General features: G+C 67.8%; 23 protein-coding genes and 1 pseudogene. 17 read left to right on the forward strand and 7 right to left on the reverse strand.

The genetic code is table 11. The features are described 5' to 3' along the window. Positions 1 to 53 precede the first annotated feature (53 nt). The 3 genes from hscA to iscX are packed head-to-tail and all read left to right on the forward strand — an operon-like array spanning position 54 to position 2,543. Positions 54 to 1,931 (forward strand): Fe-S protein assembly chaperone HscA, encoded by a 1,878-nt coding sequence (gene hscA / locus PNO31109_RS07630; protein ID WP_150555001.1) that lies wholly within the window; start codon positions 54 to 56, stop codon positions 1,929 to 1,931. A 22-nt stretch (positions 1,932 to 1,953) separates the two neighbouring features. Next, positions 1,954 to 2,295 (forward strand): ISC system 2Fe-2S type ferredoxin, encoded by a 342-nt coding sequence (fdx, locus tag PNO31109_RS07635; protein ID WP_150555002.1) that lies wholly within the window; start codon positions 1,954 to 1,956, stop codon positions 2,293 to 2,295. Positions 2,296 to 2,348: 53 nt separating this feature from the next. After that, positions 2,349 to 2,543, forward strand: a complete 195-nt coding sequence (gene iscX, locus PNO31109_RS07640; RefSeq protein ID WP_150555003.1) for a Fe-S cluster assembly protein IscX — start codon at positions 2,349 to 2,351, stop codon at positions 2,541 to 2,543. A gap of 210 nt (positions 2,544 to 2,753) precedes the next feature. Here iscX and PNO31109_RS07645 read toward each other — a convergent pair whose 3' ends face one another. Next, a complete protein-coding gene (locus PNO31109_RS07645) occupies positions 2,754 to 3,446 on the reverse strand; it encodes a glycine zipper 2TM domain-containing protein (protein WP_150555004.1) in 693 nt (230 codons plus the stop codon). Positions 3,447 to 3,752: 306 nt separating this feature from the next. Here PNO31109_RS07645 and PNO31109_RS07650 point away from each other — a divergent pair, with 306 nt between their 5' ends. Genes PNO31109_RS07650 through PNO31109_RS07660 form a run of 3 tightly spaced genes read left to right on the forward strand, consistent with a single transcriptional unit; the run spans position 3,753 to position 5,628 of the window. After that, positions 3,753 to 4,634 (forward strand): glycosyltransferase family 87 protein, encoded by an 882-nt coding sequence (locus PNO31109_RS07650; RefSeq protein ID WP_174966319.1) that lies wholly within the window; start codon positions 3,753 to 3,755, stop codon positions 4,632 to 4,634. A gap of 39 nt (positions 4,635 to 4,673) precedes the next feature. After that, positions 4,674 to 5,015: a hypothetical protein gene (locus PNO31109_RS07655; RefSeq protein WP_150555006.1), complete on the forward strand. Its 342-nt coding sequence runs from the start codon at positions 4,674 to 4,676 to the stop codon at positions 5,013 to 5,015. Beyond that, a complete protein-coding gene (locus PNO31109_RS07660; protein ID WP_150555007.1) occupies positions 4,996 to 5,628 on the forward strand; it encodes a DUF1444 domain-containing protein in 633 nt (210 codons plus the stop codon). Before PNO31109_RS07655 ends, PNO31109_RS07660 begins: the two co-directional genes overlap by 20 nt. 128 nt (positions 5,629 to 5,756) lie before the next feature. Here the strand turns inward: PNO31109_RS07660 and lysS are convergent, their stop codons facing one another. From lysS to PNO31109_RS07680, 4 genes are all read right to left on the reverse strand, one after another. Continuing rightward, on the reverse strand, positions 5,757 to 7,319 hold the full coding sequence (gene lysS / locus PNO31109_RS07665; RefSeq protein WP_150555008.1) for a lysine--tRNA ligase: 1,563 nt from the start codon (positions 7,317 to 7,319) through the stop codon (positions 5,757 to 5,759). Positions 7,320 to 7,335: 16 nt separating this feature from the next. Further along, entirely contained in the window at positions 7,336 to 7,815 is a 480-nt protein-coding gene (locus tag PNO31109_RS07670; protein WP_150555009.1) for an Ivy family c-type lysozyme inhibitor, read from the reverse strand. A gap of 3 nt (positions 7,816 to 7,818) precedes the next feature. Next, positions 7,819 to 8,923 (reverse strand): peptide chain release factor 2 gene (prfB, locus tag PNO31109_RS07675; protein WP_174966320.1). Its coding sequence is split into 2 segments (ribosomal slippage): positions 7,819 to 8,850 and positions 8,852 to 8,923, totalling 1,104 coding nucleotides; the frame shifts between segments, so codons are not numbered across the junction. A gap of 237 nt (positions 8,924 to 9,160) precedes the next feature. Then, positions 9,161 to 9,379: a DUF1127 domain-containing protein gene (locus PNO31109_RS07680; protein ID WP_150555011.1), complete on the reverse strand. Its 219-nt coding sequence runs from the start codon at positions 9,377 to 9,379 to the stop codon at positions 9,161 to 9,163. Positions 9,380 to 9,680: 301 nt separating this feature from the next. Between PNO31109_RS07680 and PNO31109_RS07685 the strand changes: the two genes are divergently transcribed. From PNO31109_RS07685 to PNO31109_RS07705, 5 genes are all read left to right on the forward strand, one after another. Then, positions 9,681 to 10,577, forward strand: a complete 897-nt coding sequence (locus PNO31109_RS07685) for a LysR family transcriptional regulator (RefSeq protein ID WP_150555012.1) — start codon at positions 9,681 to 9,683, stop codon at positions 10,575 to 10,577. 80 nt (positions 10,578 to 10,657) lie between these two features. Then, the gene (locus PNO31109_RS07690) at positions 10,658 to 11,686 is read left to right on the forward strand and encodes a helix-turn-helix transcriptional regulator (RefSeq protein ID WP_174966321.1); all 1,029 of its coding nucleotides are present in this window, start codon (positions 10,658 to 10,660) and stop codon (positions 11,684 to 11,686) included. A 183-nt stretch (positions 11,687 to 11,869) separates the two neighbouring features. Beyond that, the gene (locus tag PNO31109_RS07695) at positions 11,870 to 14,095 is read left to right on the forward strand and encodes a TonB-dependent siderophore receptor (RefSeq protein WP_150555014.1); all 2,226 of its coding nucleotides are present in this window, start codon (positions 11,870 to 11,872) and stop codon (positions 14,093 to 14,095) included. Positions 14,096 to 14,177: 82 nt separating this feature from the next. After that, positions 14,178 to 14,822, forward strand: coding sequence for a hypothetical protein (locus PNO31109_RS07700; protein ID WP_150555015.1), 645 nt, complete (start codon positions 14,178 to 14,180; stop codon positions 14,820 to 14,822). Further along, the gene (locus tag PNO31109_RS07705; RefSeq protein WP_150555016.1) at positions 14,812 to 15,231 is read left to right on the forward strand and encodes a cupin domain-containing protein; all 420 of its coding nucleotides are present in this window, start codon (positions 14,812 to 14,814) and stop codon (positions 15,229 to 15,231) included. Before PNO31109_RS07700 ends, PNO31109_RS07705 begins: the two co-directional genes overlap by 11 nt. A 106-nt stretch (positions 15,232 to 15,337) precedes the next feature. Here PNO31109_RS07705 and recJ read toward each other — a convergent pair whose 3' ends face one another. Both recJ and PNO31109_RS07715 read right to left on the reverse strand, forming a co-directional pair. Next, complete coding sequence (gene recJ, locus PNO31109_RS07710) at positions 15,338 to 17,035, reverse strand: single-stranded-DNA-specific exonuclease RecJ (RefSeq protein WP_150555017.1); 1,698 nt, start codon at positions 17,033 to 17,035, stop codon at positions 15,338 to 15,340. Continuing rightward, on the reverse strand, positions 17,032 to 18,111 hold the full coding sequence (locus PNO31109_RS07715) for a regulator (RefSeq protein ID WP_150555018.1): 1,080 nt from the start codon (positions 18,109 to 18,111) through the stop codon (positions 17,032 to 17,034). Before PNO31109_RS07715 ends, recJ begins: the two co-directional genes overlap by 4 nt. Positions 18,112 to 18,282: 171 nt before the next feature. Between PNO31109_RS07715 and PNO31109_RS07720 the strand changes: the two genes are divergently transcribed. The 6 genes and pseudogenes from PNO31109_RS07720 (at position 18,283) to PNO31109_RS07740 (ending at position 25,629) form a co-directional block, all read left to right on the forward strand. Continuing rightward, positions 18,283 to 19,536 carry a lipoprotein-releasing ABC transporter permease subunit gene (locus PNO31109_RS07720; RefSeq protein WP_150555019.1) on the forward strand — a complete coding sequence of 418 codons (1,254 nt, stop codon included), beginning with the start codon at positions 18,283 to 18,285 and terminating at the stop codon, positions 19,534 to 19,536. Then, positions 19,529 to 20,254 (forward strand): lipoprotein-releasing ABC transporter ATP-binding protein LolD, encoded by a 726-nt coding sequence (gene lolD / locus PNO31109_RS07725; RefSeq protein ID WP_150555020.1) that lies wholly within the window; start codon positions 19,529 to 19,531, stop codon positions 20,252 to 20,254. The genes PNO31109_RS07720 and lolD overlap by 8 nt, the downstream gene beginning before the upstream one ends. A 288-nt stretch (positions 20,255 to 20,542) precedes the next feature. Continuing rightward, entirely contained in the window at positions 20,543 to 21,400 is an 858-nt protein-coding gene (locus PNO31109_RS07730; protein ID WP_150555021.1) for a TatD family hydrolase, read from the forward strand. A gap of 252 nt (positions 21,401 to 21,652) precedes the next feature. Further along, positions 21,653 to 22,444 (forward strand): annotated as a pseudogene (locus PNO31109_RS22390) (DUF4131 domain-containing protein); the annotation flags it as partial. 96 nt (positions 22,445 to 22,540) lie between these two features. Next, complete coding sequence (locus PNO31109_RS07735; protein WP_244958143.1) at positions 22,541 to 24,565, forward strand: DNA internalization-related competence protein ComEC/Rec2; 2,025 nt, start codon at positions 22,541 to 22,543, stop codon at positions 24,563 to 24,565. Between the two features lie 233 nt (positions 24,566 to 24,798). Next, the gene (locus tag PNO31109_RS07740) at positions 24,799 to 25,629 is read left to right on the forward strand and encodes an alpha/beta fold hydrolase (protein ID WP_150555023.1); all 831 of its coding nucleotides are present in this window, start codon (positions 24,799 to 24,801) and stop codon (positions 25,627 to 25,629) included. Positions 25,630 to 25,787: the final 158 nt, after the last annotated feature.

Raw genomic sequence — 25,787 nt, forward strand, 5'->3', positions numbered from 1 at the left:
AACCGCTTGAGAACAGGGCGCACGCGCGAGCGCGTCGCCCGCATTGCAAAGTCATGGCCCTTCTGCAAATTTCCGAACCCGGCATGTCCCCCGCGCCGCACCAGCGGCGACTCGCCGTGGGCATCGACCTGGGCACCACGCACTCGCTCGTGGCCGCCGTGCGCAGCGGTGTGGCCGAAGTCCTTCCCGACGAGCAGGGCCGCGTGCTGTTGCCGTCCGTCGTTCGCTACCTGGGCGGCCCCCGCACGCAGATCGGCTACGACGCCAAGGCGTCGGCCGCCCTCGATCCGCGCAATACCATCGTCTCGGTCAAACGCTTCATGGGCCGGGGGCTGGCCGATGTGGCCGATGCCGACAACGCGCCCTACGACTTCGTCGATGCGCCCGGCATGGTGCAGATGAACACCGCCGGCGGCGTGAAGAGCCCGGTGGAAGTGTCCGCCGAGATTCTTGCCACGCTGCGCCAGCGCGCCGAGGACACGCTGGGCGACGAGCTCGTCGGCGCCGTGATCACGGTGCCGGCCTATTTCGACGACGCGCAGCGCCAGGCCACCAAGGACGCCGCGCGCCTGGCCGGCCTGAACGTGCTGCGTCTGCTCAATGAACCGACGGCCGCGGCAATCGCCTACGGCCTCGACAATGCGGCCGAAGGCCTCTACGCCGTCTACGACCTGGGCGGCGGCACGTTCGATATCTCGATCCTGCGTCTGACGAAGGGGGTTTTCGAAGTGCTCGCCGCGGGCGGCGATTCGGCGCTCGGCGGCGACGACTTCGATCAGGTGATCTACCGTTGGGCCGTGGCCGAAGCCGGTCTCGATCCCGCCTCGCTCACGCCGGAGGACGTTCGCACGCTGCTCGATCATGCGCGCACGGCCAAGGAAACGTTGACCGACGCCGAGCAGGCAGGCATCAGCCTTACGCTGTCCGGTGATCGCGCCGTGGCGCTACAGCTCACGCGCGAGCAATTCACGGCGCTTGGCGCACCGCTCGTGCAGCGCACGATCGGCCCGATGCGCAAGGCGTTGCGCGATGCGGGCATGGGCCCGGAGGACGTCAAGGGCGTGGTGCTCGTGGGAGGCGCCACGCGCATGCCCCAGGTACGCGCCGCGGTGGCGAACTTCTTCGGCCGCGAGCCGCTGATCGATCTCGATCCGGATCAGGTCGTGGCGCTTGGCGCCGCCGTGCAGGCGAACCTGCTGGCCGGCAATCAGCCCGAAGGCGACGACTGGCTGCTGCTCGACGTCATCCCGCTCTCGCTCGGCGTCGAGACCATGGGCGGTCTGGTCGAGAAGATCATTCCGCGCAACGCGACGATTCCGGTGGCGCGCGCCCAGGAATTCACCACGTTCAAGGACGGCCAGACGGCCATGGCCATTCACGTGCTGCAAGGTGAGCGCGAACTGGCGTCGGACTGCCGTTCGCTCGCGCGCTTCGAGTTGCGCGGCATTCCGCCCATGGCCGCCGGCGCGGCGCGCATTCGCGTGACCTATCAGGTCGATGCCGACGGGCTGCTCGCGGTCTCGGCGCAGGAAATGCATTCAGGCGTCGCAGCGTCGATCGAGGTCAAGCCGTCCTACGGCCTGGCCGACGACGACATCTCGCGCATGCTGCAGGACAGCTTCGGCGCTGCAGAGAAGGACATGCGCGCACGCGCACTGCGTGAGCAGCAGGTCGAAGCCGAGCGCCTGCTGGTGGCGATCGACAGCGCGCTGCAGACCGACGCCGAACTGCTCGACGCCGAGGAGCGCGCCCGCATCGACGCGCTGCTGGCCGATCTGCGCGAGAAGGCGGCCGGAGACGATCAGGCGGCGATCAAGGCCGCGACCGAAACGCTCTCGCATGCGACCGACGCCTTCGCCGCGCGCCGCATGGACAAGAGCATCCGCGCGGCGCTGGCGGGCCGGCGCGTGGCGGACATCGACAAACTGTAAGACACACACGGAAATCCAAGCCATGCCACAAATCGTTGTATTGCCTCACGTCGAACTGTGCCCGGAGGGCGCGGTGCTCGAGGTCGCGCCGGGGACCACCGTGTGCGACGCCTTGCTGGCCAACGACATCGAGATCGAACATGCGTGCGAGAAATCGTGCGCCTGCACCACGTGTCACGTGATCGTGCGCGAAGGCTTCGAGTCGCTGGAGCCGGCCGAGGACGAGGAGGAGGACCTGCTCGACAAGGCCTGGGGGCTGGAGCCGACGTCGCGCCTGTCCTGCCAGACCAAGATGCCGGCCGACTCGGATCTCGTCGTGGAGATTCCGAAGTACACGATCAACCACGCCAAGGAAAATCACTGAGCGCGGCGTGTCGCGCTCGGGTGACAAGAGAGGAACAACAAGGAGCCTGCCCCATGAAATGGACCGACATTCAGGACATCGCGATCGCGTTGACCGACGCGCATCCCGACGTTGACCCGCAATACGTGCGTTTTACCGACCTGCACCGGTGGGTGATGGCGCTCGACGGCTTCGACGATGCGGCCGACCGTGCCGGCGAGAAAGTGCTCGAAGCCATTCAGATGGCGTGGATTGACGAAGCGCGTTGAGAAGAAGGCGTTAAACGCGTATCCGGCGGACATGAAAGTACGTTGACGGCGCCTGGCAAGTGCGCGCCGCTCGGGGTGCGGCTACGCATTTAACGTATTTGAGGCGCCCAACCGTCTCCGCCATGACAAAGGCCGCTCCGATGAGCGGCCTTTGTCCTTTCTGCGATGCCCAGTTTCTGCGATGCCCGTCATGGCCGACGGAATGTCCGGTCATCCGGCACGCACCAGCGCACCGTTCTCGAGGCGGACGCGGTCACCCGGCTGCACGCCTGGTGCGGATTGATACGTCCAGTAGCGCGTCTTGCCGTTGTCCATGCGCACATAGACGCGATACGACGTCTCCGAGCGAACGCGCTTCTCGACTTCGTTGCCAGCCAGGCCGCCGCCGAGCGCGCCGACCACCGTCATCGCCGTGCGGCCGTTGCCGGCGCCAAACTGATTGCCGAGCAGACCGCCGGCGACTGCGCCGCCCACCGCGCCGAGGCCGGTGGCCTGCCCCTGTGTACGGATCGGCTCTATCGATTGCACCGTGCCGCAGGTTGAGCAGGCCGCAGCCTGCTGTCGGGCGGGCGTTGCAGGCGCCTGCGCATACGACGGTTGCGGAGCGCGTTGCGCCGGCGCCGGTTGTCGAGCCTCGTGCGGAACCTGCGAAGACTGAGTCGGCTGCGCAACCTGCGGCTGCTGGCCGGATTGCGGCGAGGATTGCCATTCCGATGGCGTAGATTGTGGCGACGTCAGTGCGTACTGCGAGCCACTCGCGCTGGGGGCGGGGCCGTCAGTGCTCTTCGCCGTGGGCAGGACGCCCGTGATGGCGGCGACCCCGAGCAGACTGACGACCACGATGCTGCCGGCGGCGGCAGCGATCAGCGGATGCATGCGGCGCGGTTGCAGATCGTTATCCATATTGTTTTCTCCATCGTGCGGTTGTCGCGAACCCCCTTCTGCGTGCTGGCAGGCACGGGCGGCTTCGCATGTGAGAAGTGTCGGCGACGGCACGCGCCGCGACCGTTTCTTTTTGTAACGCGATGTAAGATGTTCGTCGCCGGCAATACCACGAAAGTTGCGGGTGGGCGTCGTGTAACGCTTTGAAAATCAACGATTTTCCTGATATCGAACGGCCGCGCGGAAGTCACGTCCGGCCCAGTGCCTTAACAAATGAAACAAGTCGCGGAGCAGGCGAGAGTGAATCGACAGGCGAGACCCCGCGAAATGCGGCTAACGCCCGCATCGCGCGGCGTTCAGTGCGGGGCGCTCGTCTTGCTGCTGGTCCAGTGGCTCGCGCTGGGCGCATGGGCGGTGAGCTGGCTGGCGGCGGATGGGCGCGGCGGTGAGGGCATGCCGCCGCTGGGTCATGATTTGCGCGTGTTCTGGACGGTCTCCTGGATCACGGAGCAATTCGGCGCGCTCGCCGCTTTCGACCCAACGGTGCTGATTCCCACGCAGCTTCGGTTCTTCCCCGCCTATCCGGAAGCGGGGCGGTGGTTGTATCCGCCACCGTTTCAATGGCTCATTGCGCCGATCTCGCGATTGCCGTATCCGCTCGTCTACGCGTTGTACGTTGCCCTCAGCATCGCGCTACTCGTCGCGGCGGTACGCTACTGGCGGCGTCTGGCCGGTTGGCCATGGCTCGTCGTCGGCGCATTTCCCGGGCTTTGGGTGACGCTGCTCGCGGGACAGAATTCGGTCCTCACGCTGTGGTTGACGACGATGGCGATCACGTATGCGAGCCGCCGCGCCACGCTTGCCGGTGTATGCGGCGGATTGCTCATTATCAAACCGCAGTTCGCGGTGTTGCTGCCGTTGTGGTGGCTTTGCGGCAGGCATTGGCGCGCGCTGACGTGGGCGGCCATCACGGCAGCCATCGTGTTCGGCCTCACGTTGCTATGGTCCGGCTGGACGCTCTGGCAAGCGTTCCTGACGGCGGTATCGCAGTTCAACGCGCAGGGGGTGCAGCAGGGGGCCGGCGGCATCTGGCATGCAATGCCGACCGTGTTCGCGCTGGCGCGTCTGCATGGCGCAGGATTGCCGCTCGCGTATGGGTGGCATGCGGCGATCGCGGCGCCCTCGGTGATCGGCGCGGCGTGGCTGTGAAGGCGACGCGCGCCGCTGCGGTGGCGCGTGGCGTCGGCCATGATTGCGACGCTGCTGGCGCAGCCCTACCTGCTGTACTACGAACTGGTCTGGCTCATTGTGCCGCTGCTGTGTTTGTCCTGCGAGGCGGTCGGCGCAAGCGATGCGCACGACGCCAGGCCCGAGGTCGGCGGGCGTCGCGAACCGGGGGGCGGCGCCTGGCAGCGCGTCGATCGTTGGCTGGTTGCCGCGGCATGGCTGTTGCCGATGCAGGCCTACCTCGCCGTACTGTGGCCGCCGATGGGGCAGTGGGGCGCTGTCGTGCTGCCGATGTTGATGGCGCGCACGCTTTGGCGCGCGTGGCAGGCGCCGGACGCGCATAATGACGCTCATCGTCTGTGAACGTCCCGCCATGCTCGACACGCTCCCGCCCCTCGATATGCCGCTCGATGCCGCGGCTCACGCGCATCTCTATCCCTACGTCGTCGAGCGCGCGTGGATTGACGCGCACGACCCGGCGGCCGACGTCAGCGAGCCGTTCTCCGACGACGTCTTCGTTACACTGGTGCTCGATAGTGCACACGGACTGCGGCGTCTGCGGGGGCCGGACCTTGCGGGCGCGGGCCTCACGTTCGAGGCGGCGTTCGAACATGCCGCATCGAATCTCGCGCGTGCGTGGACGGCGCGCCACTTCGAGTTCGGCATCGCGCGGCTAGACGACGGTACGATGATCGGCGGCTCGCGCGGCAACTGGCTCGCGCCCGCCGGCGCACTGGTGCTCGGCAACCTCTATCGTTCGATGGTCGAGCATTTTGGCGTGAAGGAGTTTGCGGCGGTTGCCGTCAACCGCACGTTTCTGGTCGCTTTCCCGACGGACGCGAAGACACTGGCGTCACTGGCGTTGCGCCAGTTGATCGAAGCAGGCTCGGGCGGCGCGATTGTGCCGATTTCACGCGCGTGGTTACGGCTCGATGGCGACTGGCCGTCCGCTTACCGCGGCACGCCGGCTTTCTGACGGGCGCGCTCCGGCGGCCGGTTTCGGAGAGTCTGTGCGCCCGCGCTATGCCGGCGGCGCCCAAAAAAAATGCCGCGGCCCCTGCGGGCTGCGGCATGTTCCGTGCACGCGTCCCAGCGCGTGACCGATCAGTCTTCGCGGCGCAGATGCGGGAAGAGCAGCACGTCGCGAATGTTCGGGCTGTCGGTGAGCAGCATGATCAGGCGATCGATGCCGATACCGCAGCCGCCCGTCGGGGGCATGCCGTACTCGAGCGCGCGAATGTAATCGGCGTCGTAATACATGGCTTCTTCGTCGCCGGCGTCCTTTTGCTCCACCTGAGCGCGAAAGCGCGCTGCCTGGTCTTCGGGATCGTTCAGCTCGGAGAAGCCGTTGGCGATCTCGCGACCGGTAATGAACAGTTCGAAGCGTTCGGTGATCCCCGGCACGGTGTCCGACGCACGGGCGAGCGGCGAGACTTCCACCGGGTAGTCGACAATGAAGGTCGGCTCCCAGAGCTGGCTCTCGGCCGTTTCTTCGAACAGCGCCAGTTGCAGCGCCCCCAGGCCCGCGTTCTTGAACTGCGGCGCATCGACCTTCACGCCGTACTTGCCCAAGGCACCGCGCACGTACTCGATATCGGCGAGTTGGGCGTCGGTGTACTCGGGGGCGTACTTGCGGATCGCCTCGACGATCGTCAGGCGGTGGAACGGCTTGGACAGATCGAGCTCGCGGCCCTGGTATTCGATGGTGGCGGTGCCGCGCGCGTCGACGGCGGCGCGGCGGATCAGCGCTTCGGTGAAGTCCATCAGCCAACGGTAATCCGTGTAAGCCGCGTAGAACTCCATCATCGTGAATTCCGGATTGTGGCGCGGCGAGACGCCCTCATTGCGGAAGTTGCGGTTGATCTCGAACACGCGCTCGAAGCCGCCCACGATCAGGCGCTTGAGGTACAGCTCGGGCGCGATACGCAGATACATCTGCATGTCGAGCGCGTTGTGGTGCGTAATGAACGGCTTGGCGGCCGCACCGCCCGGGATCGGGTGCAGCATCGGCGTTTCGACTTCCATGAAGTCGGCGTCCGTCATGTACTTGCGGATCGAGGCGATCGCCTTGGCGCGCGCGCGGAAGGTGTTGCGCGTCTCCGGCGACGTGATCAGGTCCACGTAACGCTGGCGGTACTTCGTTTCCTGGTCGGCCAGGCCGTGGAATTTGTCCGGCAGCGGGCGCAGCGACTTGGCCAGCAGGCGCAATTCCTTGACCTTGACCGAGAGTTCGCCGGTGCGGGTGCGGAACAGCGTACCGGTCGCGGCGATGATGTCGCCGATGTCCCAGCCCTTGAAGGTGGTCATCGAATCGGCGCCGACGTCGTCGCGGCCGATGAAGAACTGGATCTGGCCGCTGCCGTCCTGCACGGTCGCGAATGCCGCCTTGCCCATCACGCGCTTGAGCATCATGCGACCGGCCACCGACACGGGGATGGGCTCGGCTTCGAGCGCCTCGTTGTCCACGTCCTTGTAGCGCGCCTGCAGATCGCCCGCGTGGTGCTCGGGACGGAAGTCGTTCGGGAACGCCACGCCGCCGGCGCGCAGCGCCTGCAGTTTTTCGCGACGCTCGGCGATGAGCTTGTTGTCGTCCTGCGGCAGGTCGCCGGCCGCATTGGCGGAAGCAGCCGGGGTGGCCGATGCGGCCGGAGTGTTGTGATCGGTCATGATGCGAGCGATGAGGTTATTCGGTAAAACGCAGCGTGTGCAGCAGGGCATTCTTGAGCGAGCCGTCGGGCGCGCCCAGCCAGATCAGTTCGGTGCGATCCTGATGCGGTCCGGCGTTGGCCGTCGCACTCGGGTCTCTCACGAACATCGCCGCGATCGCCTGCGAGCGCGGCTCATACAAAATGTGGACATACTCGCTGGGGCAGTCGTGCGGCTTGCAGCTCTGCACCAGAAGCCAGGGCTTGCCGGCGACGCTCACGCGTTGCGAAGGCGTCGACGTGCCGCCCTGACGCACCCACGAAGGCACCGCGCGCGGCGCGACGATGCGCGCATAAGCGCCCGAGAAGTCCGGGCGCTTGAGCAGCTCATGCAGGTACGGTCCCGTCTCGGGACTCGCGCCCGGTGCGCCCGGCGTACTCGCCGGGGCGGCAACGGCGGCGCGCTGCATGCACAGCGCGCTCACCACCCACACGGCTAGCGTGCGGACAAACGCCATTCCTTACACTCCCTGCTTGAGACTCGCGAAGATGAACTCGTCGAGATCGCCGTCGAGCACGCTGCCCGTATTGCCAATTTCCACGTTGGTGCGCAGGTCCTTGATACGAGAGTTGTCGAGCACGTATGAACGGATCTGGTGGCCCCAGCCCACATCGGTCTTGCTCGACTCGAGCTTGTCCTGTTCGGCCTGGCGCTTGCGCAGCTCATGCTCGTACAGGCGCGACTTGAGCATGGCCCATGCCTCGGCGCGGTTGCGGTGCTGCGAACGGTCGTTCTGGCACTGCACGACGATGCCCGTCGGGATGTGCGTGAGACGCACGGCCGAGTCGGTCTTGTTGATGTGCTGACCGCCGGCGCCCGATGCGCGGTACGTATCGGTACGCACGTCGGCGGGGTTGACTTCGATATCGATGGAGTCGTCGACTTCCGGATACACGAACACGCTCGCGAACGACGTGTGGCGGCCGCCCGACGAGTCGAACGGCGACTTGCGCACGAGGCGGTGCACGCCGGTTTCGGTGCGCAGGAAGCCGTAGGCGTAGTCGCCCGTGACCTTGATCGAGGCGCTCTTGATGCCGGCCACGTCGCCGTCGGAGACTTCGAGCACTTCGGTCTTGAAGCCCTTGCGCTCGCAGTAACGCAGGTACTGGCGCAGCAGCATCGACGCCCAGTCGCACGCTTCCGTGCCGCCGGCGCCGGCCTGGATGTCGATGAAGCAGTTGTTGGGGTCGGCCGGGTTGTTGAACATGCGGCGGAATTCCATCTCGCCGACACGCTTTTCCAGCGCCTGTGCGTCCGCTTCGGTGGCGAGCAGGGTGTCTTCGTCGCCTTCTTCGCGCGCCAGTTCGAACAGGTCCTGCGTGTCGCTGATGTCGCTATCGAGCGAGGTCAGCGTTTCGACGACGCTGTCGAGCGCCTTCTTTTCCTTGCCGAATTCCTGTGCCCGCTTCGGGTCGTTCCAGATGTTCGGGTCTTCGAGTTCCTTGTTGACGACGATCAGGCGAGCTTGCTTGGCATCGAAGTCAAAGATACCCCCTGAGCTCGCCGGCGCGGGTGCGCAGGTCGGCGAGCAGGGATTCGATGGCGTTCAGGCGTTGGGCTTCCATGAGCTATGACGGTTGCGAATTCGGGAAAACAGCGATTATAGCGCAGCGAAGCCCCCGTTTAAGTTCCCGTTCAAGCCCCCGCTCGCCCACTTTTCGGGCGGCTTTCGGCGACTTTCGGACGGGACTCGGGCACAGCGGGCGAAGCGGAGGCGGTAAGGGAGCGATGAAGGGGCGATGAGGGAGCGATGAGGGGGCGATGAGGGAGCGATGAGGGAATGAGGAGGGGGGGGAGGCCCCTCAGCGGGCGACGCGGCGCAGGCCGAACGCGTCGCGGGTGTAACCGATGTCGGCGAGCGAGGTGTCGTCGAACGCGGCGAGCGCTTCGGCCTGCAGCGTCTGCTCGTAGTGCATGCGCCACTGCTCGACGGCGCGAAAGAACAGGCCGAGCGGCGTCACCGGTGCGGCAATCACCGGAGCGCAGGCGTCGAGGTTGGCGGCGGACAGAGGGCGGAGCATGAGGATCTTCCTTTGTGAAAAACGCACGGAAACGCAACGCACGGAAACGCACGGGGCGTCGTACCGCGACAGGCCGAAGGCCAAAATTCGCGGGCTCGCGCGACCTAGGGATAACCCGCAGCTTATGCCTTTCCTTTTCGCTAAAAAAGTGAAATGTAAAGAGCATTCCGTTCATTATTATTGAAGTGATGCGTGGACTCGCATACCATGCGCGACATCGTCGGGCGCGGTGCCTCACGTCGTCGCGCTCGGCCCGCCCCTCGCTTTCCTGTTCCACGCGCCGCGGCGCCGGGAGATCCTCATGGACTTTCTGCAACTTCAGACCTTCAAGGCCATCGTCGACGAGGGCAGCGTGCTGCGGGCTGCCGAGGCGCTGCATTGCGTGCAGTCGAACGTCACGGCGCGCATTCGGGCGCTCGAGCACACGGTGGGCGTCAAGCTGTTCCATCGGCAGGGGCGGCGCCTGCAACTCACGCCGAGCGGGCGAACGCTGCTCGGTTACGCGGAGCGCATCCTGGCGCTCTCGCGCGAGGCCAGTGCCGCGCTCAATCCGGCCAACGAACCGGCGGGCGATTTCTCGCTCGGCGCCATCGAGTCGTCGGCCACGTCGCGCCTGCCGGCCGTACTGGCGCGCTTTCACGCGGCGTACCCGAAGGTGAGACTCAACCTGGTGACCGACACGTCGCTCAATCTGCTCGACGAGATTCAGCATGGGCGCGTGGACGCCGCGCTGATCGCGGGCACGGCGTGTCAGGAAGCGCAGGCGCAGGCGAGCGTGGTGGCCGACGAGATCTATCGCGAGCCGGTGATGCTCGTGGCGCCGGCGCGCGCCGGCCGGCTCAAGGGCGCTTCGGATCTGTCGGGGGCGACGCTGCTCATGTGGCCGCCCGGATGCCCGTACCGGGCGACGCTCGAGCAGTGGCTGGCCGCGAATGCCGTCACGCCGGGACGCATTCTCAGCTACGGCAGCTACGCGACCATCGTGGCGTGCGTGGGAGCGGGCGCGGGTTATTCGCTTGTGCCGCGCGGCGTTTATCTGCGCTATCGGCAGGAGGCGAATCTCCTCGGCCACGAGATGGAGGACCTGCCCGCCGTGCCGAACTTCTTCGTGCGCCACCGCGGTGTGGACGTCCATCCGGCGCGCGAAGCCTTCCTGCGGGTGATGCGCGAGTATGTGGCGCAGGGGCAGCCTGTCTGAGAGGCGGCCCCGGCCTCGCCATTGCGTGATTCAGTGCTCAAATGATAATGTGTCTCATTAACATTCAAGTGGGGCATGGCATGTCGGGACCTTGGCGTCACGAAATCGATCTCGAGGGGCTGTCCCTGGCGCGCGGCGTGCAGTTGGCGCAGGCGGGGCAGAGGGCGAGGGAGCCGCTCGCGGCCGGCGACATCAAGATCGTATTTCTGCTCGAAGGCGCGTTGCATTGGGGCGCTGCCGGTACGCCGCTGATGCCGGCCTGGCCAGGCAGTGTCAACGTGTGCTTCGGCCCGAGCGGCTTCGACATCGAGAACGTTTACGGCGAAGCGCGCTCACTGCGCTACTGCGGGGTTCGCTTGTCCGCGCAGTATCTGCAGGCCACAAGCGGGCTGGACGCGCATGCGCTGGTTCGTCGCTGGCGTCACGCGGCGCACCATCCTCGGCCGCTCGCCCCCGCTCGCGTGGCAGGCGACTGGTCGGAAAATACCGCGGTGCTCTCGCGTGCCATGAGCGCGGACGAATGGCGTTGGGCAAGCGCAATGGCGTCGCAGGCGAATGGCGAGTGCGACGGCGCCGACCCGGCGTGGCAACGTCTGGCGCTCGTGGCGCAGACGTTCGACGCGCTGGCGCGATGCGCTGCCTACATACCGGGTGCGCTGGATGCGCCGGATGTGTCGCAAGACGCGCCGGCCTCGGTCGCCCGCGAGGGCGCGACGGCGCACCGCCCGTCCGGCGCGTTGGCGCCAACCGCATCGCAGTCGCACCGTGCGCGAGTGACGCGGCGCGCCGTGCTGGCCGCGCGCGACGTGCTCGACGCGCGTTTGCAGGCGCCGCCTTCGTTGCCGGAACTGGCGCGGGAAGTCGGCATCAACGTCAACAAGCTGTGCGCCGGTTTTCGCGAACATCTCGGCGTGAGCGTGCAAGGCTACGTGCGCGAGCGGCGGCTCACGATGGCATACGAGCTGCTGAGCGCGCGGCGCATCAGCGTGGGAGAGGCGGCGTGGCGCTGCGGCTACACCGATTCCCACTTCGCGAAAGTCTTCCGCGCCCGTTTCGGCATGTTGCCGAACGTGCTGTCGCGCGAGGGGGCGGACACGGCCTGGCCGTGAAGCGACGAAGCGACGAAGCGACGAAGCGACGAAGTGACGAAGTGACGAAGTGACGAAGTGACGAAGCGGCCAGCGGTGCCATTTCGTGATGCGATCGCCAGCCTTGGTGATGCAAACGCGAGTGCGCGCGACGCGCGAGCGGCACGATGACGAGATCGACTATTCATCTCGTTGCTGTTGCCGATGTCTTTCAAAAATCCCGTTCCACCCGATGCCGTTTCCATCGGCGCGCCAGCACATGGCGCGCGGCGGCGCGCGGTGGCGCTCGCGGCCGCGGCGTTCGTGACCGGTGCGGCGGCGCTGCCGGCATTGGCGCAAACGTCCGCGCCGCCGCCGCCATCGCCCGAATCGGCGCAGACCGCGCCTGTCCCCGACGGCGTGCCGGCGAACGTGCTGCCGATCACGCAGGTGAGCGCGGCCACCGAACGCGATCCGGCGGCGCAGGGCTCCGTGCTGGGCAGAATCGCGCCATCGGTGCGCGATATTCCCCAGACGGTCACGGTGGTCGACGACGAGACCATGGCCCAGCAGGGCGCCCATACGATCGAAGACGTGCTGCAGAACGTGCCTGGTATCACGGTGCAGCCGTATGTGCTGCTCACCACCGCGTTCTATTCGCGCGGCTTCAAGCTCGACGCCTTCGAGCAGGACGGTGTGCCGGTCCTGATGGCCAACACCGCGGCAGGGCCGCAGGACATGACGCCCTACGAGCGCGTCGAGATCATCCGCGGCTCGGCAGGCCTCTTCCATGGCACGGGCAATCCCGCCGGGCTGGTGAACCTCGTGCACAAGCGCCCCGGCGCGAGCCCCAAGGCTTCGGCGGCCGTCACGCTCGGCAGTTGGGACCGCTATCGGGAAGAGGTCGACATCGGCGGCCCGGTCAACGCCGGCGGTTCGCTGCGTGCCCGGGTGGCGGTGTCCGACGACCGTCAGCGCATGTACTACGACGTCGGCCGTCAGCACGCCACGACCCTCTATGGCGTCGCCGAGGCCGACCTTACCTCGACGACGATGCTGCGGGCGGGCGTGCAACATCAACGCACGACCTCCACGCCCAATCTTGCCGGCGTACCGTTCTCGACCAAGGGCGATGATCTGCATCTGCCCCGCTCGACGTTTCTCGGCTCGTCGTGGGACACGTTCGACTGGACGGAAACGCGCGTGTTCGGCACGCTCGAGCAGCAGCTCGGTCACGGCTGGGCCGCGAAACTCTCCGCGAACTATCTCGACGCCGGCGGCGACCTGAAGTACGGCGTGGCGTTCGGCGCGATCGATTCAGTCACGGGGGCCGGCAGCCAGCTGACCGGCGCGGCCTATCGTTTCGACAACACGCAGACGGGCGTGGACGTGCAGCTCGACGGCCCCGTGCGGTGGTTCGGCCGCGAGCACCATCTGCTGTTCGGCCTGCAACGGCTCGAAGCCACTTCGCAGCAACGCAGTGCGTCGCTGGTCCCCCCGGTCAACGGCACGCCCGTGGACATCTTCCGGTGGGACCCGAATCGCGTGCCCGAGCCCGGCACAGGGCCGTTGTCGAGCGTTACGCCAACCCGCACCGTGCAGAACGGCGCCTACGCGATGGGGCGGATCCGGCTCGCCAGGCCGCTCACCGTCGTGCTTGGCGCGCGCGTGTCCTGGTGGGACCAGCACGCGCCGGCGAGCGCCTATCGCACCGGCGCGAAGGCGACGCCTTATGCCGGTGCGGTATTCGACCTGAACGAGCGCTGGTCGCTTTATGCGAGCTATGCCGACATCTTCCAGCCGCAGACGGTGCTCGACGCGGGCAACAACCTGCTCAAACCGATCACCGGCGAGAGCTACGAAGCCGGCGTCAAGGGGCAGTTGTTCGACGCGGCGATGGACGTATCGCTCGCCGTGTTCCGCATTCGTCAGAAGAACCGTGCGCAGACCGATCCGAGCGTGCCGTGCATGGGCACCACGTGTCGCTACCTCGCCTCGGGCGAGGTGCAGAGCCAGGGCGTGGAAATGCAGGCCAACGGCCGGATCACGGACGCCTGGAGCGTGTCTGCCGGCTACACCTTCAACACCACGAAGTACCTCGCGGACGCCACGATGCAGGGGCAGTCGTTCGCCGACTTCACGCCGCGTCACCTGCTGCGCGTGTGGACGAACTATGCGTTGCCGTTCGATGCGCGGCGCTGGAGCGTGGGCGGCGGTGTCGACGTGCAGAGCGAGACCTCGGCGACGTCCAACGGTATCCGACTGCGGCAAGGCGGCTACGCGATCGTCAATCTGCGCGCGGGATATCGCTACAGCCCGCGCGTCTCGGCCGCGCTCAATCTGAACAACGTATTCGATCGCCGCTATTACCAGAGTCTGTCGAACGCCGCCTGGAACAACCATTACGGTGCGCCGCGCAGCGTGATGCTGACGTTGCGCGCCGATTACTGAGCCCGCTGCCGGGCGTGCACGGCAGCGCGATGCGCCCGGTAGCACCGCTCGGCACATTCTCCAACCTGACAGGAGTCAATCCGTGAAAAAAATGGCAATGCCCCCGCGAACGATGCGTGCGGCGCGGCTGGCGGCAGCCGCGGCCTTCGCCGCTGCGCTGAGTGCTTCCTTCGCTCATGCGCAGACCCCGGCCCCGTCTGCCGTGCCTGCCGCGCTCACCTCGGCGCCCGACATGCCGAAACTCTGCACGAGCGCGCCGACGGCAGCGGTGCTGCGCGGCACTTACCGCCTCGAGAGCGAAGGGCCGCTGCCGATCGAACTCGTACTCGTCCCGCGCGACAGCGCCTCGACACGCTTGTTCGACATCACGGGACTCGTTTCGGAAGGCGCGCATCGCTTCGGGGTGTCCGGCATGGCGTACTGCCCGGGCGAAGACGATCGCACGCTGGTCTTCGACATGACCATGAGCGGAGGCTTTCACGATGCGCCGGTCGATGACGAGCTGCGTCGCGCCTGGCCGCCGGGCAAGGCGCCGCAGCGGGCGAGTTCGGCCGGCACGAGCGTGGTGCATGCACAGGTATCGCTCGTGACGATGCAGGGCTGGGCGCAGGCAATGCGCACGATCGTACTTACCGGGCAGCGGGTGATGGGTCCGCGTCACGTATCGGCATCGCTCGCGTTCGACAGCGTCGCTGCGAGTCGCGCTGAGGCCGCTCATGACCGCTGACGAGGGCGGCCTGCCCGACGGGGACCGTGCCGAACGCGTGCCATGGACGTGCGAGCCCGGGCGAGGCGCGATGCTCGGCCTCCACGGCGAGACGATCGCGCCGCTCGCCGGGCCAGGGGACGCGCTTCGCATGATCGGCCTGTTCGATGCGCCGGACGATGCGTCGGTGCATGCCCACGTGTGGGAGTGTCACGACGCGGGCGACGAACTGTTGATGGTGGCACGGGGCCGGCTGGCGCTCGACTTCGTGGATGCGACTGGCGCTGTGCGCACGCTCGAGATCACCGCGCCGTGTCTGGCGGTGGTGCCGTCCCGATGCTGGCATCGTCTGCGGGTGCTCGCGCCGGCAGTGCTCGCGTTCGTCACCCCCATGGGACGCACCCGGCGTTCGGCGCAGCCATTGGGCTGAGGGCGGAGCGCACGCGCGGATGCGGTGGCCGCAATGGCCGCAATGGCCGCAGTAGGCGCGGTGGCAGCGATGTGGTCCGGAGGGCCCCTGGCCGCGGCCGCGCCGGTCAGCCCTGTGCGTGCTCGACGATCATCTGCACGCGCGACACGCCGTTAAAGGTGTCGGCGGCCAGCCGGTAGGCGAACCGCGCGCGGCTGGGCAGCGTGTCGGCGTGGTTGAACCAGATGGCGTTATAACGCATGCGTCCGCGCCCGAGCTGCAACTTCAGGTGCTTGTCCTTGAGGATCGCTTGCGAGAGCACGTCGAACTCGCCGGAGAATACGGGCGGCGGGAAGCCCTGACCCCAGACCTGCGCATCGAGCAGCGCCACGAAGGGCGGCGCGAAGCAGTCGTCGCCAATGTCACCGTCGGTCTCGATCACGCGCGAGAGCGCCTTCTCGTCGAGCCATTCCTGCCCGACCGCCTCGAAGGCCGCCTGGAACCGGGGCAAGGCGTCGGCGGCGATCGTGAGGCCCGCCGCCATGGCATGGCCGCCGAACTTGGCGATCAATCCCGGCTCCCGCTTGGTGACGAGATCGAGCGCGTCGCGCATGTGAAAGCCCGGAATCGAACGGCCGGAGCCCTTGATCAAACCATCGTCGCCCGGCGCGAACACGATGGTCGGGCGGTAGAACTTCTCCTTCAGACGCGCCGCCACGATGCCGATCACGCCCTGATGCCACGTCTCGTTGAACGCGCACAGCGTGGTCGCGGCGCGCGGATCGAAGCGTGCGAGATCGGCCAGCGCTTCTTGCTGCATGCCCGCTTCGATTTCGCGTCGCTCGCGATTCATGGCGTCGAGCTCCTGGGCGAGCGTCCAGGCGCGCGCATCGTCGTCGGTGAGCAGACACTCGATGCCGAGCGACATGTCGGCAAGGCGTCCGGCGGCATTCAGGCGCGGGCCGAGCCCGAAGCCCAGGTCGAAGCTGCCGGCCTGTCGCGCGTTGCGGGCCGCCGCGCGAAAGAGGGCGTTGACGCCCGGGTGCATGCGGCCGGCGCGCATGCGCGCGAGTCCCTGCGCCACGAGAATGCGATTGTTGGCGTCGAGCTTCACCACATCGGCCACGGTGCCGAGCGCGACGAGATCGAGCAGCGTGTCGAGCCGCGGCTGCTCGCGTGCGTCGAACGCGCCGCGCTGGCGCAGTTCCGCGCGCAGCGCGAGCAGTACGTAGAACATGACGCCCACGCCCGCGAGGTGCTTGCTCGGGAATTCGCAGCCGGGCTGGTTCGGATTGACGATGCAGCGCGCGTTGGGCAACTCGCTGCCCGGCAAGTGGTGGTCGGTGACGACGACCTCGATGCCGAGCGCCTGCGCCGCGGCCACGCCGTCGAGGCTGGCGATGCCGTTGTCGACCGTGATCAGCACGTCGGGCGGCCCCTGCTTGCCGCGCGCGGCGAGCGCCACGATCTCGGGCGTGAGGCCATAGCCGTACTCGAAGCGATTGGGCACGAGATAGTCGACCCTGGCGCCGAACATGCGCAGACCGCGAACGGCGACGGCGCAGGCCGTGGCGCCGTCGCAGTCGTAGTCGGCCACGACCAGCATGCGCTTGCCCGCGGCGATGGCGTCGGCGAGAAACGCGGCGGCTTCTTGCGCGCCTTTGAGCTGCGTGGGCGGAATGAGCCGCCCGAGCGCCGTTTCGGTCTGCGCGCTGGCGGCCACGCCGCGCGCGGCGAACAGGCGTGCGAGCACCGGATGGACGCCGTCGCGCGCGAGGGCATCGGCCGCGGCGTCGTCGACGTGACGCGTGACAATGTCGGTCATGCCGCTTCCTCGCCAAGCCGGGCGAGCGGCACCATGCGCGCCGCGAGCGGCTGGCGCCGCCAGAATTTGCGCAGGTCGCCGCCGCGCATGCGGATCGTCACGCTGTGGCTGTCGCCGCACAGCGTGACGGCGACCTCGCGAGTGCGACCCTTGGCGACGCCTTCGAGCGCCGGCGCGAGCCATTGACGCTCGATGCCGACGAGGGTGTCGCGCCAGCGGGCCCAGTCTTCGGTCAGGAAGTGCGGCGTGAGGCTGTCGAGTTGCACGAGCGTGCGGCCGTTGGCCGCCCCGAGGCCCGCGCTGCTCGGATGCAGGGCGATTTGCAGATGGGTCGCCAGGCCCCGCGTGGCCGGAGCGTCCGCAATGATGCTCACGCAGGGGCGGTTCAGACGCGGCGCCGCAATGCGCTGGCCGCCGGCGAACAGCCAGAGGGCGTTGACGGGGGGCAGGCGCCGCGCTTCGCGCGCCTGGTTGGCGGGATGGTCGTACCACGCCATCTGCACCTCGTTCTGCCACTTGCGCCACGTCAGCTCGGCCTTGCCCTGCGGCAGCCAGATATCGACGTTGCGTCCGGCCGCGCGTGCGGGCGACGCCGTGAGCAAGTCGCCCAGCGTCGGCGTGCTCAGATACCAGCGATCGGCGCGCGGCGCGATCAGCTCCGCGCCTTCTTCCGCGAACAGGGCATGGGCGGTGGCGAAGAGCGCGGCCGATTCTTCGTGACTCAGGGCGAGCTCGGCCGGGTCCGTGAGCACCAGATGGTCGGTTGCGATGTGGATATGCGCGGGCTGCGCGCAGTACCAGAAACGCGTGTCGAGCGTGCCGCTGTCTTCGAGCAGCATGAACGGCGCGAGCGGTGCGCGCTCGGGCCCGCCGGGCAGCCCGAAGGCGTCGGCGAGCCAGCGCTCATGAGGCAGGGTGGGGACGAACGGGTCTTCGGGCACGTCCTGCGCGGACGGGAGGCCGCGCGCGAGCAACTTTTCGAGCGCGGGCAACTCCAAACCGGCCAGCAGTGCGGGCAAGTGGGCCGACGCGGGCAGCGCGAACGGCAAAAGAAAGTGCAGGGCAGGTGTATCCATGTCGAGGCGAATTGTATGGCAAACTTCGCGCTGGCAGTTGGGTGACCCTGACGTCAGGTACGGAACGTACCCGTGCTTCGGCCGCGGCGGCCTTGCCTGTCCGGGCGGGGCCGCCGGTGCACACCGGCCCGGTACGCTCCGATCGATCCCTATCAAGAATCAGGAATCCGTTTGAAATTCCCATACGAATGGCAGATCGGCTGGCGCTACACGCGCACCGGCAAGCGATCCTCCGGCAACGGTTTCATTTCCTTCATCTCGTTCATCTCCATGGCCGGCATCGCGCTGGGCGTGGCGGCGCTCATCGTGGTGCTCTCGGTGATGAACGGCTTCCAGAAGGAAGTGCGCGACCGCATGCTCTCCGTGCTCGCGCACATCGAAGTCTTCGCGGTCGACGGCAACCTGCCCGACTGGCAGCGCACCGCCGCCGAAGCCATGCAGAACAAGAGCGTGATCGCCGCGGCCCCCTATGTGGGCGAGCAGGCCATGCTCACGCGCGACGACAACGTGCGCGGCGTGGTGCTGCGCGGCATCGTCCCGAGCGAGGAAGCGAAAGTGTCCGATCTTGGCAAGCAGATCACCGAGGGTACGCTCGCGAACCTGACGCCGGGCAGCTTCGGCATCGTGCTCGGACGCGAGCTGGCGCGCTCGCTCGGCGTGAGCATCGGCGACAGGATCACGCTCGTCGCGCCGCAAGGCACCATCACGCCGGCGGGCGTGCTGCCCCGGGTCAAGCAGTTCACCGTGGTGGCGATCTTCACGGCCGGCCATTACGAGTACGACAGTTCGCTCGCGCTCATCGACCTGCAGGACGCCGAGACGCTGTTTCGCCTGAGCGGGCCGACGGGCGTGCGTCTGAAGATCCAGGACATGGAGCAGGCGCCGCTCGTGGCGCGGGAACTGGCCAGGACGCTGTCCGGCAACATGTGGGTGCGAGACTGGACGCAGCAGAACAAGAACTGGTTCGTGGCCGTGCAGACCGAGAAGCGCATGATGTTCATCATCCTGACGCTGATCATTGCGGTGGCGGCGTTCAATCTGGTGTCTTCGCTCGTGATGACGGTCACCGACAAGTACGCGGACATTGCCATTTTGCGCACGCTCGGCGCCCAGCCCGGTTCGATCATGAAGATCTTCATCGTGCAGGGCGTGACGATCGGCTTTGCCGGGGCGTTGCTCGGCGTGGGCCTCGGCTGTCTGATCTCGGTCAATATCGGCACCATCGTGCCATTCATCGAACGCTTGCTCGGCATTCATTTCCTGCCGCAAGACATCTACTTCATTTCCGAATTGCCTTCGGATCTGCAATCGTCGGACGTGATCCGCATCGGGGTGATTTCGTTCATCCTCTCGGCGCTGGCCACGATCTACCCGAGCTGGCGCGCCTCGCGCGTCAAACCGGCGGAGGCGCTGCGCTATGAGTGACACTCACAAGACCCTGAACCCCGTGCCGAACCTCGCCTACGACGGGCCGGTGCTGCGCGCGCGCGATCTGCACAAGACGTTCCGTCAGGGCCAGCTCAACGTGACTGTGCTCAACGGCGCCAGTCTCGAGGTGGCGCCTGGCGAGAAGGTGGCGATCGTGGGAGCTTCGGGCTCCGGCAAGAGCACACTGCTGCATGTGCTGGGCGGGCTGGACGATCCCTCGCGCGGCGAGGTGTCGCTGCTGGGCAAGCCGTTCTCGTCGCTCAAGGAGCGTGAGAAGACGGCGCAGCGCAATCAGTCGCTCGGCTTCGTCTACCAGTTCCATCATCTGCTGCCGGAGTTCTCGGCGCTCGACAACGTGGCGATGCCACTGCGCATTCGTCGCCTGCCGACCGAGCAGACGCGATCGGCGGCGCTGGCGATGCTCGAGCGCGTGGGGCTCGCGTCGCGCGTGAAGCACCGTCCGGCGGAACTGTCGGGCGGCGAGCGCCAGCGCGTGGCGATGGCGCGCGCGCTGGTGACGCAACCGGCCTGCGTGCTCGCCGACGAGCCGACGGGCAACCTCGACGGACATACGGCGCAGACCGTCTTCGAGCTCATGCTCGAACTGTCCGAGACACTGCGCACGAGCTTCGTGATCGTCACGCATGACATCGATCTCGCTCGTCGATGCGACCGCGCGCTGCGGCTGCGCGAAGGAAAGCTCGAGCCGGCGTGAGCGCAGGCGTGCGGCGACCTGAGCAGTCTCGTGCCGCCCGTCTGGGGCCACGGGGAAGACGCAGGGAAAATGCAGCGAAAATGCAGCGAAAACACAGGGAAAAGCGCCGGGAAGTCCCGGCGTTTTTCGTTGCAGGTGCGGCACCCCTGCGGCATCCGTGCGGCATCCGTGCGGCATCCGTTTCGGCAAAGTCCTAGCCCCTGACGCGGTGTTGTCCGATAGCCCGCGCAACGACGATGTGCGAGCCTTGTCATCGCCCCGTAGAATTGACGCTCAAGGACATCAGCCATGTGGATCGACACCCATTGCCATCTCGACGCCGCCGAGTTCGACGCTGACCGCGCGGCCGTGATTGCCGACGCCGTGGCAGGCGGCGTGGCCGGCCTCGTCGTGCCCGCTGTCGAGTGCGCGACGTTCGACGCTACACGCGCGGCCGCCGGCGCCATTGCCGGCGGCGCCTACGCGCTGGGCATACATCCGCTCTATACGCCGCGCGCTCGCGACGAGGACATCGCCACGCTGCGACGGGCCGTCGAGGCCGCGATGGACGATCCGCGCTTCGTCGGTATCGGGGAGATCGGGCTGGACTTTTTCGTGAAGACGCTTGACCCCGAGCGCCAGCAGTTCTTCTACGTCGAGCAGTTGAAGATTGCGCGCGATTTTGATTTGCCGGTCATTCTGCACGTGCGCCGCTCGCAGGATGCCCTGCTCAAGCAACTGCGCATCTTCACGCCGCGCGGGGGCATTGCCCACGCGTTCAACGGCAGTCGGCAGCAGGCGGACATGTTCGTCGAGCGGGGCTTCTGTCTCGGCTTCGGCGGACAGATGACGTTCGAGCGGGCCCTGCAGATCCGGCGCCTGGCTGTCGACACGCCGATCGATGCACTGGTGGTCGAGACCGACGCCCCCGACATCGCCCCCGAATGGCGCTACAAGCAGCGCAACAGCCCGGCCGAATTGCCGCGCATCGCGCGCGTGCTTGCCGGGTTGCGCGGTATCTCGGCCGAAGCGCTCTCGCAGGCGACCTGCGCCAATGCGCTGCGCGTGCTGCCGAGGTTGTCCGGCGCGATGGCGATGACGCCCGGCGACGGGCCGGCGTCTGCCGTTTCTCTGTTTTCCCCGAAACCAGCCCCGCCGGCGCGCTGACGCTGCGGCGTTGCGCGAATCGCGAAACTGTGACGCGGTGACGTCATGAGACTCGTGCTGCTCGCCTGGGTTGCGGGCGTCTGGTGGCTTCAACAGGCGGCGGTGCTGCCGTCCGGTCGGTGGCTGGCGGTGGTGTTGGGGGCGGGGGGAGGCGCTTGTGCCGCCATCGGCGTGGTGGCGGCGTGGATGGCGTGGACAGCATCCAGGGCGCCCGGCGTTCCGAATGTGCGGAATGCGCAGGCCGTGCAGGACATGCGGAAAGGGCGGAATGCGGGGGCCGTGGCGGCGCCGTGGGCAGCAGGCGAGGCAGCAGGCGGGGCAGCAGGCGGGGCAGTTGGCGGGGCAGCTGGGGCAGTGGGGGTGGGCTCCGGCCAGGCGCGCGAATTCGGCGGTTCGCCAGGGGCTCGCCGCATCGGGGAGTGCGGCCTGTCAGACGCGCGCGCGGCGCGCACCGCGTCCGGCGCGAACTCTGCCGCGGCCCGATCGCGCAGATGGCGTTTCGTTGCGATAGCCGCACTTGCGGCGTGCGCCGGGTTATTCGGCTACGGCTGGGCGGCGTTGCGCGCTGACGCGCGAATGGGCGATCGGCTGCCGGCCGAATGGGAGGGGCGAGACGTAATGGTCGTTGGCGTCGTTGCCGGACTGCCGGCATCGACTGACGATGGGGTTCGGTTCGCCTTCGACGTCGAACACGCATATGCCGCGCAGGCGGGATGTGCGCTCACGCGGGCGGAACCCGGGGCGCCGGCGGCATCAGGTGTGCGCCAGGCACACGGGCGCTTCGCCTGTGAGTCTGTGCCAGTGCCGAGGCGGATCGAACTTTCGTGGGCCGCGCAGTCGAGGTTCGGCACGGGCAGCGGGGGCGGCAGGGGCAGCGGGGGCAGCGGAGACAGCAGGGGCGAGGAGAACGAAGCTGCCGCGCCTCGTGCCGGCGAGCGCTGGCGCTTGCCCGTGCGGCTCAAGATCCCGCGCGGTGTCGCCAACTGGGGCGGTGCGGACGCCGAATTGACGGCGCTCGTCAAAGGCGTTCGGGCCACCGGATATGTCCGGACGCCTTTCCGTGCGCCACACGCGTCGCGTGCGACGCACACATCTCGCGCGCGGCACGCAAGTGCTTCGCGTCGTCTGGATGCGGGGCCCGTGCCGGGCTATCGGTTCGCGGCATGGCGAGCGCAATTGCGGGACGACTTTCGCGCCGCGCTGGGGCCCGCCGCGCGCTATGGCGGGGTGCTGATGGCCCTGGCGCTGGGCGAACGAGGCGACATCGCCGCCGACGACTGGCAGGTTTTCGCCGACACCGGCGTGAGCCACTTGCTGGCGATTTCGGGGTTGCATGTATCGCTCGTCGCCGGCGCGTTCGGCGCGTTGGCTGGCGGGCTGTGGCGACGGGTGTGCGGCCCGCGCTTCAGTCTGCCGCTTTGGTGGCCTGCGCCGAAGGCGGCGGCCGTTGCGGGGCTGCTCGCGGCGATTGCATACGGCGCGGTAGCGGGATGGGGCGTCCCGGTGCGCCGCGCAGTCATGATGGTGGCCCTCGTTGTATTTGCGCTCGTCCACGGCCGCATGGCCGCGCCGTCCTACGTACTCGCATGGGCGCTGGCGGCCGTGGTGGCGCTCGAGCCGTGGGCCGTCGTTACGCCCGGGTTGTGGCTGTCGTTCGGTGCGGTGGCGGCGCTGCTTCTCGGTGCTCGGCGAAGCGAGGTGTTGCGCCCGCGTCGAATGGCAAGCGAGTGCGATGTCCGGGAGTCCGGCGCGACGCGCGCGCCTGGAAGGGCCGTCGAGACTTGTCCGCGCCCCACCCGTGACGCGCTTCACGGATGGCTCAGGCGCGTTGCCCGGATGCCGGTGCGCGTCGCGCGAGCGCTGTTCCCGAAAATCCGGCAGGCCGCACGGGCGCAGTACATCGTCACGATCGGCATGGTGCCGCTGTCGCTGGCGTGGTTCGGCGCGGTGCCGTTGCTCGGACCGCTCGCGAATGCCGTGGCCATCCCGGTCATGACGTTGATCGTCACGCCGCTCGCGCTCGCGAGCTTGTTATTGCCTGCCACGCCGGCACACTGGGCGTTGACGTTGGCGCACGCCGTCGTGGCATGGCTCGCGGAGTGGCTTGGCGCACTGGCCGCAATGCCGTGGGCGGTGTGGCGCGCCGCGATGGCGCCGTCATGGGCGCAAGGGCTCGCTGTGGCGGGTGTCGTCGCGTGCCTTGCGCCGCTGCCGTGGCCGACGGGATGGCCGCGCGGGGAGCGCCTCGCCACTCGCCTCGGCACGCGCGTTGCCATTCGTGTCGCCATTCGCGCTGCCGGACTGGCGATGATGGGACCGGTGCTGTTCGCGTCGCACCCGCGGCCGGCGCCAGGCGCCTTTCGCCTCACGATGCTCGACATCGGACAGGGCAACGCCGTTCTCGTGGAGACCACCACGCGCACGTTGCTCTTCGACACCGGGCCCCCGTTCGGGCGCCACAGCGATGCGGGACGTCGCGTTATCGTCCCGTATCTGCGGGCCCACGGGATTGCGCGGCTCGATCGCCTCGTCGTCAGCCACGCGCATGACGATCACTTCGGTGGGGCGCGCAGCGTGCTGCACGCTTATCCGGCAGCGCACATGATGTCGTCGCTGCCGCAGGGGCACCGTGTACGAGGGGCTGCCGCGGCGCACCGGACCTGCCTTGCCGGGCAGCGTTGGACGTGGGACGGCGTGGCGTTCGAGTTTCTGCATCCCGATCCTGCGACGTTGCGCGAGGGGCGGGCCGGAAGCACGGGACCGAATAGTGTGAGTTGCGTGCTGCGAGTCTCCAACGGGCAACGCAGTGCGTTGCTGGCGGCCGACGCCGAGGCGCCGCAGGAGGGCGCCATGCTGGCGCGCTTCGGTCCTCGGTTGCGCTCGGAGGTGCTGCTCGCGCCGCATCACGGCAGCCTCACGTCGTCCACACCGGCCTTCGTGGCGGCGGTCGCACCGCAGCACGTCGTGTTTCAAACGGGCTACCGCAATCGCTTCGCGCACCCCAGGCCACAGGTCGTGGCGCGCTACCGCGAAGCGGGCAGCCGCGTCTGGCAAAGCGTGACGCACGGGGCTGTCCGCTTTTCGATGAACGCCAACGGGATCGACGTGGAGGCCTATCGCCAGGTGCGACGCCGATACTGGCACGCCGAGATAGCGACGATGTGAAAGGAGGCGGCGCGCCGGCGCGCATGTGTGAAACCAAGGTGAGGCCGGCGCCTTCCAGTCACGGCGATTCGATGGAAACCTCTACCGGTAGTCGCGTAGCCGTTCGCTAGAATGGGTTCGGCGAGCCCCGCGTAGTGCGATTCGCCGGCGTCCGGGCGGACAGGCAAGGCCGGTGGGGCCCGGCGAGCGTCTTGCTCGCCACGATCGCCACGATCGCCACGACAGCGAAATCCATGACAAGAGACATCATTCACTTCTCGCACGGCAACGGCTTCCCGGCGGGCGTCTATCGCAAGATGCTGGGGGCGCTGGCCCACGAATACGACGTGCGCGCGATCGATCGCATCGGCCATGACCCCCGCTATCCGGTCACGCCGGGCTGGCGCTACCTTCGCAATGAGCTCATCGACACGCTCGAGCGCGAATATCGCGGCGAACCGGTCTGGCTCGTCGGGCATTCGCTCGGCGGGTTCCTCAGCCTCATGGCGGCGATCAAGGCGCCGCAGCACGTGCGCGGCGTGGTGATGATCGACTCGCCCATCGTGACGCCCGGCTGGCGCACGAAGATGCTCCGACTGGGCCTGTTGACCGGACTGTACGAGCGGATGTCGCCCGCCGGGGTGACAAAAAAGCGGCGCGATCACTGGCCGGGCTGGGAGGCCGCGTGGCAGCACTTTGCCAGCAAGCCCGCGTTCGCGAGCTGGGATCCTGACGTGCTGCGCGACTACATCGACTGTGGCACGTTGCCGACCGGGCAGGGGGAAGCGCGTCGTCTGGCTTTCGCGCGCGAGATCGAATACCGCATCTACCTGACGCTGCCGCCGCACCTCGCGGCGCGAGCCATGCGCGGCGTGGCCGTGCCGGTGGGCTTTCTCGCCGGCACGCGCTCGCGTGAGCTGCGGCAGGCGGGGATGGGCGCCACGCGGCGCATCGTCGGCACGCATTTGCGCTACGTGCAGGGCACCCACCTCTTCCCGATGGAGCGTCCGCTGGAGACAGCGCAAGCCGTTCGCGACATGCTCGCCGAACTGCGCGGCTCGCATCGTCATTCCCTCGCGGCCTGATATCGTTCGACAGCGCCCGACGTCGCGCGCGGCGTCGCGTTCCTCGCCGTCCACCGTCATCGGCCGCCCCCGCTGGCCGCCGCGGCCATACGGCGGCCGGTCCTCGTCTGGCTGCGCGCGGGGCTTCGCCGCGATACAGCGTCTGGCCGGCGCCCGAC

It is taken from the genome of Pandoraea nosoerga, assembly GCF_902459585.1.
GTDB classification, from domain to species: domain Bacteria; phylum Pseudomonadota; class Gammaproteobacteria; order Burkholderiales; family Burkholderiaceae; genus Pandoraea; species Pandoraea nosoerga.